The following is a 16,615-nucleotide window of genomic DNA, read 5'->3' as shown; positions in this document are numbered from 1 at the left end:
CTGGGTCCGCCGGGACACGCGAAGGAGCAGACGGCCATGCAGCACCGCACACGCAGGGCCACCGCCGTGGGCGCAGCGGCCTTCGTGCTGGCCGGGTCGGCCGTGCTCGCCGCGCCGGGTACCGCGTCGGCCGACACGCTCACGGCCCCGTGCGGCTCGACGATCACCGCGAAGCCCGGGGACCGGGTCAAGGGCACGACTCCGCTGCTCGGGCTCCCGCTCGACCTCGGGGTGGTCGGCCAGGCGTCCGGCGTGCTGACGGGGACCGTCAACGCGCTGCTCGGCACGGTCTGCAAGGTCACCGTGAACGTGGTCAACACCGCCGTCGCCCCGGTGCCGGTCGTGGGCGCGCCCGCCGCGGGGGCTTTGAACAACACCGTCTCGGGTGCCACGGGCACGCTGCAGCAGGGTGTGGACACCACGCAGCGCGCGCTGGCCGGCGGCTCGCCCGCGCGGCAGAACCCGGGCAGCCCACAGCAGCCGCCGTCGGACGGGACGGGTGCGCCGCAGGGCGGCACGCCATCCGGGCAGACGCCGATCCCCGACTCCAACAGCCCGCTGCTGCCCGGCGCGGGCGGCGGCGGTCCGTTCGCATCGCTCTTCCCGGGCTTCTCGAACCTGCCGTTCAGCACGGGGTACGCGCCGATGCGCGACTACGGCGACATCCCGATGGCGATGGCCGGGCTGTTCTCGCCCTCGCCCGCGCTGCGCTACGGCAGCCAGATCCCGGGTTACGCGCCGCAGTACGGCATCTCGAACCCGGGTCAGGCGTCGGCCGGCAACCCGAGCGTGCAGAACGCGGGCGAGGCGCAGGCGTTACCGTCGAGCGGCGACGACCACTCGAACGGGTTGGACTGGCCTGTGCTGGTGGCAGTTCTCGCACTCTCCGGAGTCAGCGCCGGACTGGTCCGGACGTGGGTGCTCCGCCGAATGGCCGCTGCGGCTTAGGCCGACTCACCAGTATCTTTTCGAGGTCCCTTTCGTTTTACCTGTCGCGATGGTCCCTGCCCTGGACCAGCCCACGGACCTTGGAGGACAGCGCTCGTGCCGAAGAACCCCCACTGGCTGAGAACCCGGCACGTACTCAGCGTCACCGCGCTCGCCGCGCTCGTGACCGGCGGCGCGTTCCTCGGCTCGGGCAGCGCGTCGGCGGCGACGACTCTGGCCGACCAGTGCTCGGGTTCGGTGAGCGGCGGCATGGGCGACACGGTCGCGTTGCCGGGCTCTTCCGTCAGCACCATCGCGAAGCAGGCGGCGGAATCGAAACGAGCGTCGTTGCTCGGGCTCATCCCGCTCAACGGCGTGGATCCCGACGGGCTCGCGAACGCGCTCGCCGCCAAGACGCTCACCGTCGGCCAGGTGCCCAGCTCCGCGGGCGGCACGATCGAGGGCAAGGCCATCGGCGACGCCGTCGGGCAGGCGCTGCAGGGCAACGCCGCACTCGGCTGGAGCGCCGACACGAAGAAGCAGGTCCTCGGCGCGATCACCACCTCCGTCGCGTCGAACTGCGGGCTGACCACGCTCGCCACGAACTACTCGGCTCCGACGTCGTCCTCGGCGCCCAGCTCGGCGTCCTCCCACGCGCCGTCGTCGTCCGGCTCCGGCGAAGGTCCGCTCGCCAACCTCGTCCCGGGCTCCACCGGCGGCACCGCACCGCGGCGCGGCTACAACGGCATCCCGGCCGCGACGCCCGGCATCGCCGTCGCGCCCGGCGCCCGCTACGGCGCGGGCACGCTGCCCGGCTCCGCCGCACCGGTGACCGGTGGCGAGAACCCGCAGGGCCAGGGGCCGGACATCCGCAACGCCGGCGACGCCGAGTCGCTCGCTTCGGCGGACAGCGCGTCGAGCGTGCAGCTGCCGATGCTGCTCGCGGTGATCGTGCTCGCCGGTGTGACCGCCGGCCTGGTCCGCACGTGGGTGCTGCGCCGCGCGTCCTGACCCGCTTGCCGGGGCTGTCGGCCCCGCCGGGTATCCTTACCTGGACAAACCCTCCTGCCACGGATCCGCCGTGGCCGCAGAGCCCATAGGAGGTGAGTGGTTGTGTCACGCCATTACGAGGTAATGGTCATCCTGGACCCCACGCTCGACGAGCGCACGGTCGCCCCCACGCTGGACAACTTCCTCAACGTGATCCGCAACTCCGGCGGAAGCGTGGAGAAGGTCGACGTCTGGGGCCGCCGTCGCCTGTCGTACGAGATCAAGAAGCACGGCGAGGGCATCTACGCGGTGCTCGACCTGAACTCCGACGCGGACGCCGTCAAGGAGCTCGACCGGCAGCTGTCTCTGCAGGAGACCGTGCTGCGCACCAAGGTCATGCGGCGTGAGGTCAAGCGCGCCGCGGCCAAGCCCGTCGCCGCCAAGGCCTGAGCCGAAGGGACGTCCCCGTGGCCGGAGACACCGTCATCACGGTGGTCGGAAACCTGACTTCCGACCCCGAACTGCGCTTCACCCCGTCGGGTGCGGCGGTCGCGAACTTCACCGTCGCGTCCACCCCGCGCACGCTCGACCGGCAGACCGGCGAGTGGAAGGACGGCGAGGCGCTCTTCCTTCGCTGCAACATCTGGCGCCAGGCGGCGGAGAACGTCGCCGAATCGCTCACGCGCGGTGCCCGGGTGGTCGTGCAGGGCCGGCTCAAGCAGCGGTCCTTCGAGACCAAGGAAGGCGAGAAGCGCACCGTCGTCGAGCTCGAGGTCGACGAGATCGGGCCCTCGCTGCGCTACGCGACGGCGAAGGTCAACAAGGTCAGCCGCGGTGGCGGCGGCGGTGACTTCGGCGGTGGCGGTGGCGGTGGCAACCGCGGCGGCGGTGGCGGCATGCCGGCCGACGACCCGTGGGGCTCGGCCCCGCCGGCCGGCGGCGGTGGCGGCGGCTTCTCCGACGAGCCCCCGTTCTGATCTTTCGTTTTTCCTCAAGATTTGATTCCAGGAGTACACAGTGGCGAAGCCACCCATTCGTAAGCCCAAGAAGAAGGTCTGCGTTTTCTGCAAGGCCGAGAAGAAGGGCCGTCCCGAGCTGATCGACTACAAGGACACGAACCTGCTGCGGAAGTACATCTCCGACCGCGGCAAGATCCGTGCCCGTCGGGTCACCGGCAACTGCAGCCAGCACCAGCGCGACATCGCCATCGCGGTGAAGAACTCGCGCGAGATGGCGCTGCTGCCCTACACGTCGACTGCGCGCTGAGGAGGCTCGTCATGGCGAAGATCATTCTCACCACCGACGTGGCGAACCTCGGCGGCCCCGGCGACATCGTCGAGGTCAAGGACGGCTACGCCCGCAACTACCTGCTGCCCCGCGGCTACGCGATCGTGGCCAGCAAGGGTGCGGAGAAGAACGTGCGCACCATCCAGCGCGCGCAGGAGTCCCGCCGCATCCGCGACCTCGACCACGCCAAGGAGATCAAGGCGACGCTCGAGGGTCTCGGCCCGATCCAGCTCGCCGGCAAGGCCGCGGAGGGCTCGAAGAAGCTCTTCGGCTCCATCACGGCCGCCGAGATCGTCGACGCGATCAAGGCCCAGGGTGGCCCGCTGCTCGACAAGCGCGTCCTGGACCTGCGCGACCACATCAAGACGGTCGGCAAGCACTCCGTCAACGCCCGCCTCCACCCCGACGTGAAGGTCGACGTCCGCCTCGAAGTCAAGGCGACCTCGAACTGACGGTTCTTTCGCACGAGAAGCGCCCCCGGGTTTCCCTGGGGGCGCTTCTCTATTGGGTGAGGTACCGCCGTGGCGCGGTGGATCACCTCGAAGCCGAATCCTGACGGGCCCGAACCACCCGCTCGAGGGGCTGACAAGATCGGCTCCGACCTGCGCACAAGGTCATCCGATTCCCAGCGGGAACCAACCGCCGTGCGTTACCATCCAACCTGCTGATCTCGCCGTTTGGGGAGCGAGAAGTAGCCAAAGGGGGTCACGCCGATGTCCGAAGTTCCACCGACTCCGCCGATCATGGTGGGCAGCTACGGCTCGGGCGGCGGGTACAAGTTCAGCGAAGACGAGATCGACGGCGTCATCAAGCAGTGGCAGGACCTCGCCGACAATCTGAACACCGACCTCGACAACGCCAGGACGATCGCATACGTGAAGCCACCGGCCGACGAGTTCGCGAGCAGCGACTTCGTCAAGGGCGGCGCGAACCCGTCGGGGCAGACTCTGCTGGAACAGCACCAACGCATGCACGACTACGTGAACAACTTCGTCACTGCGCTGAAAGCGGCTAAGAACAAGATCACCGTCACGGAGCAGCAAGCCCGTGACAACCTGAAGTCTGGAGCCTAGCCCCGCATGATCTCCCGCACCGTTCGAGTCGCCGCCGGAACCGTCGCCGCCTTGGCCTGCCTCACGGCTTGCGACAGCGGCAGCGGCAGCGGCACCACACCCTCGTCCTCCGCGCCGTCGAGCAGCCAGGCCGCGGGGTCGGGACCCAAGGTGCCGTCGCCGCTGCCGACCGACGCGCTGCTGAACGACCCGTGCAGCGTGCTGTCGGCGAGTGAAGCCACCCAGGTCGGGTTGGCTTCGCCCGGCAAGAAGGACACCGGCCAGCTCACCGGGTGCACGTGGAAGTCGACGCGCAGCGACCAGAACTCCATCGCGATCCGGCCGCTGCCGCAGAACAAGGGCGGGATCAGCGACATCTACGACCAGAAAGCCCAGTCGGCGTACTTCGAGCCGGTGACGATCGACGGCTACCCGGGGGTGTTCGCCGACATCCAGGACGGCCGACCGTCCGGGACCTGCACGCTCTGGGTCGGGGTGACCGATCAGCTCGCGGTATCCGTGATCCCGCAGATCGGCGTGGGCGACAACAAGAACAACCCGTGCGGGCTCGCACAGAAGTTCGCGACCGCGATGGTCGGACACCTCAAGGGGGCGGCGTGACCACCGCACGCCTGATCCTCTGCTCGGAAGGAGTGGCTCATCATGGGGAATGACGCCAACACTGTGGGCAAGGAGATGAAGGACGCCGCGGCCGGTGCCCTCGTCGGCGCCGCGATCGGCTCGGTCGTGCCCGGAGTCGGCACGGCGGTCGGCGCTGGTGTAGGTGCGATCGCCGGCAGCCTGGTCGGTCTCTTCAGCGGAGGGCCCGAGGCCCAGCAGCAATCGGCCGATCTGGGTGGCCGATCGATCGACGCCTACACGATCTACCAGAAGATCCACGCTGGCGATGCGTCGTCGCTCGAGGGTGGTGCGAAGGCTGCGGCATCGCTCAAGGACGTGCACAGCAACCGCGTCACCGAGATCGACAACCTGAACAAGAAGATGGACGAGGCCTGGCAGGGTGGCGGTGCGACCGCCGCGCAGGCCGGGGCGCACCCGCTCGGCATCTGGCTGCAGGACTCGGCCCAGAACCTCGGCAAGAGCGATATGTACCTGGGCAACCAGGTCGAATGCTTCCACACCGTCAAGGGCAAGGTGCAGTCGCTGCCGAAGGATCCGCCGTCCGCCGGGTTCCTCGACGGGATCAACCCGATGAGCGACAAAGACGACGAGATCAACCAGTACAACGACAACGCCAAGGCCAACGTCCAGGCGTACACCAACTACTTCAACGCCTCGAACACCAATGCCCAGTCGCTGCCGCAGTACAGCGCTTGGCAGGGCAACAACCTGTCCAACACCCCGCCCGGAGGCAAGGGCCCCGGTGGGCCCGGCGGTGGTCCGAACACGCCGAGCTTCAGCGGCGGCGGCGGAGGCGGTGGTGGCGGAGGCGGCAGCTACAAGCCGGGTGACATGCCCAAGTTCGACGCCAAGCCGACGGACATCAACGGCGGCAGGGTGAACGACCCCAACGGCCTCAACACCCAGTACCCCACCGACTCCACGTTCAACCCGCCGGGTTCGGACTCGACGACGGCGCAGGGTTTCACGCCGTCGTCGGTTGACGGGAGCACGTTCGGGCCCGGCTCCGGGTTCGGGCCGGGCGGCGGCTCCGGCTTCGGGCCTGGCGGCGGTGGCGGTGCCGGCAGCGGTGGGTTCGGCGGTGGCGTCGCGGGCTTCGGCCCCGGCGGGTTCGGTGGCGGCTTCGGCGCGGGTGGTGCGGCTTCGGGCGCGGCGGCCGGCGTCGGTGGCGCGGGCTCCGGTGCGGCCGGTGCCGGTGGCTTGCGAGGTGGCGCGTTCGGCGGTGCCGGCGCGGCGGGCAAGCCCGGGACGTCGGGCATGGGCGGCATGGGTGCCGCCGGCGCGAAGGGCCAGAAGGGCTCCGAAGACGAGGAGCACCAGACGAAGTACCTCGTCGAGGAGGACGCCAACGAGCTGTTCGGCACCGACGAGATGACCGCCCCGCCCGTGATCGGTGAATGAGGACGGACGACGTGATCATTCTCGACCGACCGACCAAGTTCACCGCCCCGACGCTGTTCAACCTGATCAAGCGCCGGGGCGGCGAGCCGCACCAGACGTTCGCCGACATGGCGACGTTCTACGACCCGGCCGCGGAGCGCCGGATCGACCAGGACGTCAACGCGGTGCTCACCGAGCTCGGGTTGATGGGGCCGCGCGGCATGGACCGCGACCTCCTGGCGCTCGTCGAATCGATCTGTCACCCGCAGATCGAGTACTACGGGTGGTTCGACGGCACGTTCGACGACGGCAGCCCCTCGAACTTCGCGACGCTCGTCGGCAGCGGCAACGGCGGTGGGTTCGCGCTGGTGCGCGTGATCGGTGATCCCACCGTGACAGTCTCGCGGCAGCGCCCGGACCTGCTGCTCCAGACGTTCCTCGACATCATCCCCGAAGGCCGGGCCGCCTCCGGGGCGCCGCTGGTGACCAGCCGCAGCGAGTTCGAGAGCGGGCGGGCGGCCGGCTCCGAGGACGTGTCGCAGCGGTCGATCATGCAGAGCGGGCCGGGGCGGAACGAAGACTTCGCCCCGCTCAAGGAGATCCAGCGGATCCTCAAGGCGCCGCGCACCGGCGGCGGGGCGCTGTACGTGGCGTCGCGGCCGAACGGCGGGCGGCGCCGGCGGATCCCGAAGCCGATCAACTTCATCGACACCAGCGAGGGCCGCTGGCTGATGGAGGAGCGGCCTGGGCGCGGCGACTCGCTCATCGTGTTCACGCCGGGCACGCCGAAGGCGATCGCCGATCGGCTACGCACTGCACAGAGCGCATTGGGCTGAGAAGACCGGACGCTACTCCGGGTGGGGTTTCGACTGCGGTACGTTCAGGTTGCCGTCAGGTGAACCCCACCCGGTTTTGTGTTGCGGGGGATCTACCAGCGTGTTCTCACTCAGCGGTTACAGAGCGCACTGAAACCGGGGTTCGCGGCGGGCGACAGCACTCGTTCAGCCCACCGGGTACCTCCTCTACGCTCAGTAGCACTCATCCACAGGCACGCGTCCACGCCGAGCCCACCGCTGCCGCGACACGCCGAACAGCGCACCGCGCGCGACACGCCGAACGAGTTCCGACAAAGTTCTCCACAGTCTCTACACAGGGTCTGACCTGCTGATTCAGCAAAGCCGATCAGTACTGTCCCCAACTTGTCCACAGCAGTGACGCGACCTGTGACTGGTTGCCTCCAGTCGTCCACAAGTTATCCACAGGACGGTCAACACCCGGAATTGCGCTCGTCCGTCCGGGGGATCTAGCGTGCCGTCTCGGCCAGCACTCACGGTGGCGCGCGGCGTGGCGAGTCATCGGCGAGGGAGCGCCGGTCCATCATCAACAGGGGCCCGGCGGCGGGCTGGGAATGTCGGAACAGTTACGGCATAATCGAACAGGTGTTCGCACGATTGCTCGCCCAGGCGGGTCGCGCGGGCACAGCACGTGAACAGTCGAGGGGATGACCGCGGGTTCGCCTGCCGGTCGAGGAGGTGTCCGGGGCGGTGGCGCTGACCGACGACCGGGGTCCGATGTACGACGCGGACTCCGACCCCGGGCCGAGCGACCCGGGTCCTGGCGGGTTCGACCGCCAGCCGCCGCAGGACCTCGCGGCGGAGCAGTCGGTGCTGGGCGGCATGTTGCTGTCGAAGGACGCGATCGCCGACGTCATCGAAGCGCTCGGCCCCGGCGACTTCTACCGGCCCGCGCACCAGGCGGTCTACGACTGCATCCTCGACCTCTACGGCCGCGGGGAGCCCGCCGACCCCATCACGGTGTCGGCCGAGCTCGAGCGGCGCGGTGAGCTCGGCCGCGTCGGCGGGGCGCCCTACCTGCACACGCTCATCGCGACCGTCCCCACCGCCGCCAATGCCGGCTACTACGCCGAGATCGTGTCGGAGAAGGCGGTGCTGCGGCGGCTCGTCGAGGCGGGCACGCGCATCGTGCAGTACGGCTACGGAGCGGCGGCCGCCGACGGCGCGAACATCGACGAGGTCGTCGACCGCGCGCAGGCCGCCATCTATGACGTCACGGAGCGGCGCACGAGCGAGGACTACGTCGCCCTCGAGGACCTGCTGCAGCCGACCATGGACGAGATCGACGCGATCGCGTCACGCGGTGGCCAGTCGCAGGGCATCCCGACGGGCTTCGCCGACTTCGACGAGCTCACCAACGGCCTGCACCCCGGCCAGATGATCATCGTCGCCGCCCGCCCTGGTGTCGGCAAATCGACGCTGGGCCTGGACTTCGTCCGCTCGGCGTCCATCAAGCACGGCCTGACCAGCGTCATCTTCTCGCTGGAGATGAGCCGCACCGAGATCGTGATGCGCATGCTCTCGGCCGAGGCCAAGATCCGCCTCGCCGACATGCGCGGCGGCAAGATGTCCGACGACGACTGGACCCGGCTCGCGCGCCGGATGAGTGAAGTATCGGAAGCTCCGCTGTTCGTCGACGACTCGCCGAACATGACGATGATGGAGATCCGCGCGAAGGCCCGCCGGCTCAAGCAGCGCCACGACCTGAAGCTCGTGGTCGTCGACTACCTCCAGCTGATGACGTCCGGCAAGCGCGTCGAGTCGCGGCAGCAGGAGGTTTCGGAGTTCTCGCGTCAGCTCAAGCTGCTGGCGAAGGAGATCGAAGTGCCGGTCATCGCGATCTCCCAGCTGAACCGAGGTCCCGAACAGCGCACGGACAAGAAGCCGATGCTCTCGGACCTCCGTGAGTCCGGCTCCCTGGAGCAGGACGCCGACATCGTCATCCTCATCAACCGCCCGGACGCCTGGGAACGCGACGACCCCCGCGCCGGCGAAGCCGACCTGATCCTCGCGAAGCACCGCGCCGGCCCGACGAGCACCATCGTCGTCGCGCACCAGCTCCACTACAGCCGCTTCGCCGACCTCGCCCACGACTGACGGTGGCATGCCTTCCGACTCGCGCTGCTTCGCACAGGCGACCACGGCGCAGACGTCACCGAGACCGGCGGCGCAGCCGGGTTTCCGAATCTGCCCATCGACGAACGAGACGCGGGCCCCGTTCTCGACGCCCTCCTCGAGTGCCTTGCCCCTGGGACCTGCCGCCTCCTGATGGCTCTGGACGGGGACGAGCTGGTGGGCTGGCTCACCATACGCCACAGCACCGTCCCGCTCGTTGCTCACTGGGAAACGCTCCACCACGTTCAAACCCGCACCAGCAGGCGCGGTCAGGGCATCGGCAGCGCCTTGTTGAGCGGAGCTCGCGCCATCGCCCGAGATGACATGGGTCTTGAGCAACTGCATCTGGCACTACGTGCCGGGGAGGGGCTGGAGACCTTCTACGGCCGGCTGGGGTAGCAAAAAATCTTCTACGGCCGGCTGGGGTAGCAGAAAATCGGCCGCTGGCCAGGAGCCCTCCGGCTCGCGCCCGGTGACGATCGCCACGAAGTCCTCATGCTCCTCAATCTCTGAGGTGAGGACTTGCCACGGTCTGATGACTGAGCGGCTGTGCCGCCGGCTCGAGACAGCGAAGGAACCCGCTGGTCACTGGTCATCGACATGTCGTCAGATCAGTGCGTGCCGCCGATCGGCTCACTCATCGGCAACCGCGGACTCGGGGATCAAGCGCTCACCGCGCTGACACGGTTCGCCTGGTCCGTCCCGAACCAGTACCGGGTCGAGCTCTACATCGAGCCGTGGAACGTCGCGTCCGCGCGCACCGTGAGGTCCGGGGGTACGAACGCGAGGGGTCGTGAAATCGGCGGGCGGCGCGTCGACCTGATGTTGTACGCGGCGATCAGGCCGGCTGGCTAGCGGCCCAGCGCGTCGTAGTTGGAGACGAAGCTCGTGAGCAAGCGGGCGAACGCGGCGCGGTCCTCGGAGGGCCACGGGGACATCGCTTCGGCGAACACCGTGCGGCGGAAGGTGTGCAGGGTGTCCAGACGGGAGCGGCCGGAGTCCGTGAGGGCGAGGACGGCGCGGCGGCCGTCGGCCTGGTCGGCGCAGCGGTGGAGGTCGCCCTGGTCGACGGCGCGGGCGACGAGGCGGCTGGCGCGTGGCTGGTCCACGCCGAGGGCGCTGGCCAGGGAAGTCACGGTGGCGGGTTCGCCGCGGTCGGCGAGCTCTTCGACGACGTCGAGGAGTTCGATCACCGGGTCGGGGGCGCCCTGGCCGCGTTCGCGGGCCATGCGGGTGAGGGCGCGGCGCTGCTGGCTCCGGCGGATGGCGATCATCGCGCGTTCGACGTCGGCCACCGGATCGGTCATGGGGTTGCTCCTCGTGGGCCAAATGCATGTCAAGATACATATAGTTGCGCATCGACATACGGAGTATCCATGAAACCCCTCTACTGGCCGCGGCACAACCACGAGCTGGTCGAACAAGCCTTCACGCAACGGCTGCACGAGCTGAACCTGTCGCGCCGGCAGTGGCAAGTGCTCAACGCCGTCGCGCGAGGGGCCGGCACGGCAGAGGAAGTCGACGAAGCGATGAAGCCGTTTGTCGCCGGAGAGGGGACGATGGCGCCGCACCTCGAGGAGTTCGCGAGACGCGGCCGGCTCCGCCGGAACCAGCTCACCTAGGAAGGGCGCAAAGCCCATCGGGTTCCCGCACCCAAGGCTCTCGACGGCATCGACGAGCGGGACTACGTGACCACCGTCCGCACACTCGAACGAATGGCTGAAAACCTCTCCTGACGAAATATCGCCGATCCCGGGCGCGTCAGCTAGTGTAGTAGTTGAAGTTTCAAACACTTGGAGACAATCATGGCCGGCACCCCGGTTCTCTACCTCAGCCACGGTGCGCCGCCGCTTGCCGACGACGCGACGTGGACGCGGCAGCTCGCCGGCTGGTCCGCGGACCTCCCCAAGCCCCAGGCGATCCTCGTCGTCTCGGCGCACTGGGAGGAGGCGCCGCTGACGCTCGGTGCGACCACAACCGTCCCGCTCGTCTACGACTTCTGGGGTTTCCCCGACCGCTTCTACGACGTGAAGTACGCCGCGCCCGGTGCGCCGGAGCTGGCGACGCGGGTCCGCAAACTCCTGCACTCCACCGAAACGCCGGTGCACGAATCGCCCGAACGCGGTCTGGACCACGGTGCGTACGTGCCGCTGGTCGAGATGTACCCCGCCGCCGACGTCCCCGTGCTGCAGGTATCGATGCCTTCGCTCGACCCGCGGGTGCTGTTCGACCTCGGCCGCAAGCTCGCGCCGCTGCGCGACGAGGGCGTGCTGATCATCGGCAGCGGTTTCTTCACCCACAACCTCAGCGCCATGCGCGAAACCGACGGCACCAACGGCACTCCGCCGCAGTGGTCCACCGAGTTCGACCACTGGGGCGATGAAGTGGTGCGTACCGGCGACGTCGACGCGTTGCTCGACTTCCAGCACAAGGCGCCCGCCGCCGCCGTGGCGCACCCGCGCACCGAGCACTTCGCGCCGCTGTTCGTCACGCTCGGTGCGAGCTCCGACGCGACCGCCGGCCGTACCGTGATCGACGGGTTCTGGCACGGCCTCGCGAAGCGTTCGCTCGAATTCTCCTGAGGCACAAAGAAAACGGGCCCGGAAGCTGGCTGCTTCCGGGCCCGTCTCAGTGCTTGTGTTCAGCTCACTTCTTGAACATGCCCGTCACCTTGGCGGCCAGCTTCTGGATCGCGCCCAGCGGCGACGAGTCCATGCCCGCCAGGGCCGGCACCTGAGCCGTCGGCAGCGCCGGGACGGCGGGCGCCTGCGGCAGAGCCGGGACACCCGCGGTCGGCAGCGCCGGGACACCCGACGTCGGCAGCGTGGCCGGCACGCCCGGCAGCGCCGGGAGAGCGGTGACGGCCGGGAGCTGCTGCAGCGTCGGCAGGTTCGCCTTCACCGGGAGCTGGGCCGGCAGCTGCGGCAGAGCCGGAGCGTCGGCGCGCTCGCCACCGGGCAGACCCGGCAGGTGGACGCCGTTGCCCAGACCCGACACGGTCGGCAGCGCGGCGGCGCCCTTGAGCTGGTTGAGCTCGTTCAGGGCGGACAGGCCGCTCACCGGCAGGTCGGCGCGCTGGGTACCGGGCAGCATCGCCATCGCGGGCAGACCCGGCAGGGCACCGGCGTCCCGCAGACCCGGGAGCGCACCCGGGGTCGGCAGCGCGGCCATGCTCGGCAGGGCCGGCAGCTGGTCGGCAGCCAGCTCGCTGCCGAGCGGCGTGTCGATCGACGGCTCGGACACGGTGGTGTTGTCCGTGCCGTCCGTGGTCGCGGTGCCGAACAGCGGGAGCTCGACGCCGAAGATCGGCACCACCACCGGGAGGTGGTGGTAGAAGTTGTAGCCGGAAAGCGCGCTGCCGTCACCGTCGGTGGTGGGGGTGCCCCCGTTGGTGGCGGTGATGGTGTTGTCGCCCATGGCGTGCGAGACGCCGGCCACGGCCACCGCGTTGTTCACGACGTACGGCACCGCGGTGACGGGCAGGTCGAGGATGTTGCCCGAGACCGAGCCCTCGACACCCGACGTGGTGTCGTCACCGGCGTTGGTGACGGCCTGCGAGTTCGGGCCCTTGGCCGAAGCAACGCCCGCCGCGGACACGGCGTCCGCCACGACCGGGACGGTCGCGAGCGGGTCGGCGCCGACGATGTTGCCGGCGATCGCACCCGCGTCGCCGTTGGTCAGCGCGGAGCCGCCCGCGGTCGACGCGACGTCGTTGGAGCCGCCGCCGTGACCCAGCGCCGCACCCGCGACACCGCTGCCCGAGGGGCTGACGGAGCCGGCGACCGGCGCCTTGATGATGTTGCCGGCGAGCCCGCCTTCCTGGCCGTCCGAGCTGGCGTTGCCGCCCGCGGTCGAGTCGGTCAGGTTGTCGGCCTGCCCGGTGCCGATGCCGGCCAGCGCACCGCCGATGCCGTGGACCTGCGCGGGCAGCGAGACCGGGGCCTCGACGATGTTGCCCGCGCCCGCACCCTTCTTGCCGGTCGCGTTGACGTCCCAGCCGGCGCCCGACGTGGTGTCGGTGCTGGCGTTGCCGTGGCCCTGACCCACGAACGCGCCGCCGATGCCGAAGACCTGCACCGGGGTCGACACCGGGACGGTGCCGAGGTTCGAGCTCAGGAAGCCGTTGTCGTCTGCGGTGTTGCCGCCGCCGCCGCCCTGGACGACCTTGGTCTCGTCGGCCTGGGCCGAGCCCTGGCCGATGAACGAGCCACCGACGCCGAAGACCTCGGCGGGCACGCCCACCGGGACCTGGACGATGTTGCCCGAGCCCGACGAATTGGTGCCCTGGCTGCCGTCGTAACCGCCGGCGGTGACGACCTTGTCCTCGGTCGCGGTGCCGGACGCGTTGCCGATGTGGCTGCCGCCGATGCCGTAGACCTCGGGCGCACCCGCGACCTGGGTGTTGACGATGTTGGCGCCCAGGAACCCGTCGTTGCCGCGGGTGTAGCTGCCGTCGCCGGCGTTGGCGTCGACGGTGTTGTCGCACGCAGCGTGCGAGTTGCCGATGTACGTGCCGCCCACGCCGCAGACGTCGACGGGCAGGGCCACGGCCGGGTCCACCACGTTGCCGGCGCCGGCCGACTTCTCGGCGGAGGTCTTGATGAAGCCGCCCGAGTCGACCGTGCTGGAGGTCGAGCCGCCGGCCTCGCGGTCGAGCGCGCCACCTGTGGAGGCGTTGCCGATCCAGGACGCCGCGACGCTCGCGACGTTCGCGATCGGGCTCAGCTGAGCCGCCGCGGCGTTGCCGCCCAGGAACGACTTGTCGCCGTTGGTCTCGGCGTAGGTCGGGATGCCGAGGCTGCCCGGCCGCTCGTCGCCCGCCTTGGCGTCGGCCGAGGAGTTGGACTTCGTGTCCGCGTCCGAGCCCCACGCGCCACCGGCGTTGCCGTTGAACTTCACCGGCAGGGCGATGGGCGCGCCCACCACGTTGCCGGTACCCGCGCCGCCCTCGCCGTCGGTCAGCATGGAGCCGCCCGAGGTGGCCGAGGAGTCGGCGGTGTATTCGCTGTACGCGTTGCCCAGGATCCACGAGGCGGCGTTGCCGGTCACCTGCACCGGGGTGGCGAACTGGCCGGCGACGACGTTGCCGGACAGGCCGGAGCCCTTGCCGTTGGTGTCGATGTTGCCGGTTTCGGTGGCGCTCTGGCTGGCCGAGCCGCCGTGCACCGCGCCGCTGCCGCCGGCGACGCCGACGCCGTTGCCGGCGAGCTGCACGGGGAGCGCCCAGTCGAGGGCGACGACGTTGCCCGCGAGCCCGGAGTTCTCACCGGAGGTCGCGATGTCCTGGTTGTGCGAGTACGTCTGGTCGTGCGACTTGCCATCGACCTTCGCGTCGCCGAGCACGCCCACGGCGTTGTCGACGATCTGGATCGGCACGACCAGGTCACCCGAGACCTTGTTGCCCTTGAGGGCGTCGTGGGTCGGCGTCAGCTGCCGCGGCGCGTCGGCCTTCGGCAGGCTGCCCGTCAGTTTGCTCGCCGCACCGCCGGGCGACTTCGCCGAAGCGAGCGCGTCCTTCACAGCGGAGGTGACGGGCTTGGTGCTGACCTCGCCCTGGTAACCAGGGACGTCAACCTGCCCGAGCGGGGTGCCGATGGCGTTGTTGTCCGCCTGAATCGGCACGGTGACGTTGAGGTCGAGAGGGGAGGCCGGGGTGTCAGGGTTGACGTTCTCGTCGGCCGAAGCGATGCCGGTGCCCAGCATCAACAACCCACCCGTGACCAACGCGGTCTGGAGTCCGCGCTTTGCCCAGGTCTGCATGGGGTTTTTCTCCTTCATTTCGGGTTCCCTTGCGGGCTTGTGGAGGTGCGCTTTTCGCTTGTTCCGAGGCGGGAAAGGCGCACCAGAGGGTGGTGCAGTGCGTGCGCGGACAGCGCGCGACGCGAGAAACCCGCGGGCTTCAGTCGGTGACGCCGAGCCGGCACGAAGGTGCCCGGCTTCGCTGTCGCGTCAGCGACCCCGCGGGTGGGGTGGATCAGTCAGGAGTGACGCCGGGCTGCTCGCCCGTGTTCAGCGGCGTGTGCCGCACACCGGCACGGGTCGAACCCGCCACGGCGTTGTCGACGGCAGCGGTGACCCACGCGGGCACACCGAAGTTGAGGCCGTCGAGGTGACCACCGGGGGCGGTGCTGCCGCCGCCGGGGACATTCGGGATGGAGGGCGGCGCGCTCGGGAGCTGCGCCGGGGAGAACGGGTCCGGCAGGTTGCGGTGGTCGTCGCGCGACGGCGCACCCGTGCTGCCGGCCGAATTCAGGTCCTCGTGGGCGGAGCGCTCGAAGATCGCCCGCAGCGCGTCGGAGGTGGAAACCGCTGCGGCGCCAAGGTTCTGCTCCGCGTTGCCGGTGGCCCCGGTGGCGGCGGAGACCGGAGCGGCCGGTTCGAGCGGCGAGTCCGGGAGCTCCGGCAGGCCGACGAGTGCGCCGGTGTGGCTCGGGTCGAGCAGGTCCCACACCTTGCGGCCGAAGTCCTGCGCCGCGGGCGACGGAGCCGTGGCCTCGTCGAGCACGCGGCGCGTGTCCTCGGGCTTGCGGGCGAGGTGCTCGACCGCGCCGAGGGTCCGCTGCGCCGGGTGCAGGATCGCGTCCTCGCCGAGGTCGGTGACGGCGTCGCTGACGCGCCCGGACACCTCGTGGTCGACGGTCGTGCCCACCTGGTCGCGGTGCGGGCCACCGATGTGGTCGCGCGGGTCGAGCGAGCAGATCGGCCGGTCGTGTCCCGGCTCGGACCACATGGTGGCGTCCTGCTCGCACGCGGAAACGTCCTGCCCGGCGCTCGCGGCGGTACCGGCCACGTTGCCGGCGAACTGCGAGACGCCGCGCGTGACGTCACCGAGGTTCGCGACCGTCGCGTCGGTGACCGGCGTGACGCTCGCGGTGACCCCACCGGCCTGAACCGAGCCGTGCTGAACCGTGTCCGCCGAAGCGGTGGGGGACGAGACGAGCCACGCGGCGGCGGTCGCGGCGACCGCGCCGCCGAAGACGAACAGCGCGCGCGACGCGAGGCGGCCGACGCGTTTCGCGTTCCGCCTTTCGTGCGCCGCAGCGTTCGTCACTCGCGCTTCTCCTGATCTCGAAATGCTTTCGGGTTTCGGCTTTCTCGAACGCGGAAATTGCGTCCTGACTCGCCGGTGCGAAACCGAGAAAACCAGCAGCCACACCCGTCACGCACCCTTGACACGCCTTGATGCCACCATCGTGTGAACAACACAGTGTGTGCCCGGAGCTCACGAAGCGTGATCCCCACTGGCAACACGGGGTTACCGCGCGGTCGCTCCACCACCGGCTGTCAAGCGCCACTTCGGGCGAACCACGGGGACGTGCGACCCCTCGCGTCGCGGCGATTCGCCCGGAAAGACGGGGCGGACCGATA

Annotated in this window: 17 protein-coding genes; 14 read left to right on the top strand and 3 right to left on the bottom strand. The window is 69.8% G+C overall.

The window, feature by feature from the left end; translation table 11 throughout:
• Positions 1–36 precede the first annotated feature (36 nt).
• The 12 genes from I6J71_RS44960 to I6J71_RS51555 all read left to right on the top strand — a co-directional run bounded on the left by I6J71_RS44960 (position 37) and on the right by I6J71_RS51555 (position 9,646).
• Complete coding sequence (locus I6J71_RS44960) at positions 37–948, top strand: hypothetical protein (RefSeq protein WP_204092419.1); 912 nt, start codon at positions 37–39, stop codon at positions 946–948.
• Between the two features lie 96 nt (positions 949–1,044).
• A complete protein-coding gene (locus tag I6J71_RS44955; protein WP_239154274.1) occupies positions 1,045–1,938 on the top strand; it encodes a hypothetical protein in 894 nt (297 codons plus the stop codon).
• A 102-nt stretch (positions 1,939–2,040) separates the two neighbouring features.
• On the top strand, positions 2,041–2,367 hold the full coding sequence (gene rpsF / locus I6J71_RS44950; protein ID WP_204092418.1) for a 30S ribosomal protein S6: 327 nt from the start codon (positions 2,041–2,043) through the stop codon (positions 2,365–2,367).
• 17 nt (positions 2,368–2,384) lie between these two features.
• Entirely contained in the window at positions 2,385–2,894 is a 510-nt protein-coding gene (locus I6J71_RS44945) for a single-stranded DNA-binding protein (protein ID WP_204092417.1), read from the top strand.
• A 40-nt stretch (positions 2,895–2,934) separates the two neighbouring features.
• Entirely contained in the window at positions 2,935–3,183 is a 249-nt protein-coding gene (gene rpsR / locus I6J71_RS44940; protein WP_003098744.1) for a 30S ribosomal protein S18, read from the top strand.
• 11 nt (positions 3,184–3,194) lie between these two features.
• Positions 3,195–3,656 (top strand): 50S ribosomal protein L9, encoded by a 462-nt coding sequence (rplI, locus tag I6J71_RS44935; RefSeq protein ID WP_204092416.1) that lies wholly within the window; start codon positions 3,195–3,197, stop codon positions 3,654–3,656.
• 261 nt (positions 3,657–3,917) lie between these two features.
• Positions 3,918–4,277 carry a hypothetical protein gene (locus I6J71_RS44930; RefSeq protein ID WP_239154273.1) on the top strand — a complete coding sequence of 120 codons (360 nt, stop codon included), beginning with the start codon at positions 3,918–3,920 and terminating at the stop codon, positions 4,275–4,277.
• A gap of 6 nt (positions 4,278–4,283) precedes the next feature.
• On the top strand, positions 4,284–4,877 hold the full coding sequence (locus I6J71_RS44925; protein WP_239154272.1) for a DUF3558 domain-containing protein: 594 nt from the start codon (positions 4,284–4,286) through the stop codon (positions 4,875–4,877).
• 42 nt (positions 4,878–4,919) lie between these two features.
• Entirely contained in the window at positions 4,920–6,299 is a 1,380-nt protein-coding gene (locus tag I6J71_RS44920) for a DUF1269 domain-containing protein (protein ID WP_204092415.1), read from the top strand.
• Positions 6,296–7,114: an ESX secretion-associated protein EspG gene (locus tag I6J71_RS44915; protein ID WP_204092414.1), complete on the top strand. Its 819-nt coding sequence runs from the start codon at positions 6,296–6,298 to the stop codon at positions 7,112–7,114. Before I6J71_RS44920 ends, I6J71_RS44915 begins: the two co-directional genes overlap by 4 nt.
• Before the next feature lie 708 nt (positions 7,115–7,822).
• Positions 7,823–9,229, top strand: coding sequence for a replicative DNA helicase (dnaB, locus tag I6J71_RS44910; protein WP_204092413.1), 1,407 nt, complete (start codon positions 7,823–7,825; stop codon positions 9,227–9,229).
• 171 nt (positions 9,230–9,400) lie between these two features.
• Positions 9,401–9,646: a GNAT family N-acetyltransferase gene (locus tag I6J71_RS51555; RefSeq protein WP_204092412.1), complete on the top strand. Its 246-nt coding sequence runs from the start codon at positions 9,401–9,403 to the stop codon at positions 9,644–9,646.
• Positions 9,647–10,098: 452 nt separating this feature from the next.
• Here the strand turns inward: I6J71_RS51555 and I6J71_RS44900 are convergent, their stop codons facing one another.
• Entirely contained in the window at positions 10,099–10,554 is a 456-nt protein-coding gene (locus I6J71_RS44900; protein WP_204092411.1) for a MarR family winged helix-turn-helix transcriptional regulator, read from the bottom strand.
• A 69-nt stretch (positions 10,555–10,623) separates the two neighbouring features.
• Here I6J71_RS44900 and I6J71_RS44895 point away from each other — a divergent pair, with 69 nt between their 5' ends.
• Positions 10,624–10,869: a hypothetical protein gene (locus tag I6J71_RS44895; RefSeq protein ID WP_239154271.1), complete on the top strand. Its 246-nt coding sequence runs from the start codon at positions 10,624–10,626 to the stop codon at positions 10,867–10,869.
• A gap of 183 nt (positions 10,870–11,052) precedes the next feature.
• Positions 11,053–11,829 carry a dioxygenase gene (locus tag I6J71_RS44890; protein WP_204092410.1) on the top strand — a complete coding sequence of 259 codons (777 nt, stop codon included), beginning with the start codon at positions 11,053–11,055 and terminating at the stop codon, positions 11,827–11,829.
• A 64-nt stretch (positions 11,830–11,893) separates the two neighbouring features.
• Here the strand turns inward: I6J71_RS44890 and I6J71_RS44885 are convergent, their stop codons facing one another.
• Together I6J71_RS44885 and I6J71_RS44880 are read right to left on the bottom strand one after the other, a co-directional pair.
• Positions 11,894–15,007 carry a PE-PGRS family protein gene (locus I6J71_RS44885; protein ID WP_204092409.1) on the bottom strand — a complete coding sequence of 1,038 codons (3,114 nt, stop codon included), beginning with the start codon at positions 15,005–15,007 and terminating at the stop codon, positions 11,894–11,896.
• 214 nt (positions 15,008–15,221) lie between these two features.
• Positions 15,222–16,298 carry a hypothetical protein gene (locus I6J71_RS44880; protein WP_204092408.1) on the bottom strand — a complete coding sequence of 359 codons (1,077 nt, stop codon included), beginning with the start codon at positions 16,296–16,298 and terminating at the stop codon, positions 15,222–15,224.
• Positions 16,299–16,615 lie beyond the last annotated feature (317 nt).

Origin of the sequence: Amycolatopsis sp. FDAARGOS 1241 (genome assembly GCF_016889705.1) — a bacterium.
GTDB lineage: Bacteria > Actinomycetota > Actinomycetes > Mycobacteriales > Pseudonocardiaceae > Amycolatopsis.
The sequence above is the reverse complement of the archived record's forward strand: the minus strand, read 5'-3'. Positions and strand labels throughout refer to the sequence as shown.

Coding starts and splice junctions, on each gene's coding strand:
- I6J71_RS44960 (WP_204092419.1), top strand. CDS start 37: ATGCAGCACCGCACACGCAGGGCCACCGCCGTGGGCGCAGCGGCCTTC.
- rplI (WP_204092416.1), top strand. CDS start 3,195: ATGGCGAAGATCATTCTCACCACCGACGTGGCGAACCTCGGCGGCCCC.
- I6J71_RS44930 (WP_239154273.1), top strand. CDS start 3,918: ATGTCCGAAGTTCCACCGACTCCGCCGATCATGGTGGGCAGCTACGGC.
- I6J71_RS44925 (WP_239154272.1), top strand. CDS start 4,284: ATGATCTCCCGCACCGTTCGAGTCGCCGCCGGAACCGTCGCCGCCTTG.
- I6J71_RS44920 (WP_204092415.1), top strand. CDS start 4,920: ATGGGGAATGACGCCAACACTGTGGGCAAGGAGATGAAGGACGCCGCG.
- I6J71_RS44915 (WP_204092414.1), top strand. CDS start 6,296: ATGAGGACGGACGACGTGATCATTCTCGACCGACCGACCAAGTTCACC.
- I6J71_RS51555 (WP_204092412.1), top strand. CDS start 9,401: ATGGCTCTGGACGGGGACGAGCTGGTGGGCTGGCTCACCATACGCCAC.
- I6J71_RS44900 (WP_204092411.1), bottom strand. CDS start 10,554: ATGACCGATCCGGTGGCCGACGTCGAACGCGCGATGATCGCCATCCGC.
- I6J71_RS44895 (WP_239154271.1), top strand. CDS start 10,624: ATGAAACCCCTCTACTGGCCGCGGCACAACCACGAGCTGGTCGAACAA.
- I6J71_RS44890 (WP_204092410.1), top strand. CDS start 11,053: ATGGCCGGCACCCCGGTTCTCTACCTCAGCCACGGTGCGCCGCCGCTT.
- I6J71_RS44885 (WP_204092409.1), bottom strand. CDS start 15,007: ATGCAGACCTGGGCAAAGCGCGGACTCCAGACCGCGTTGGTCACGGGT.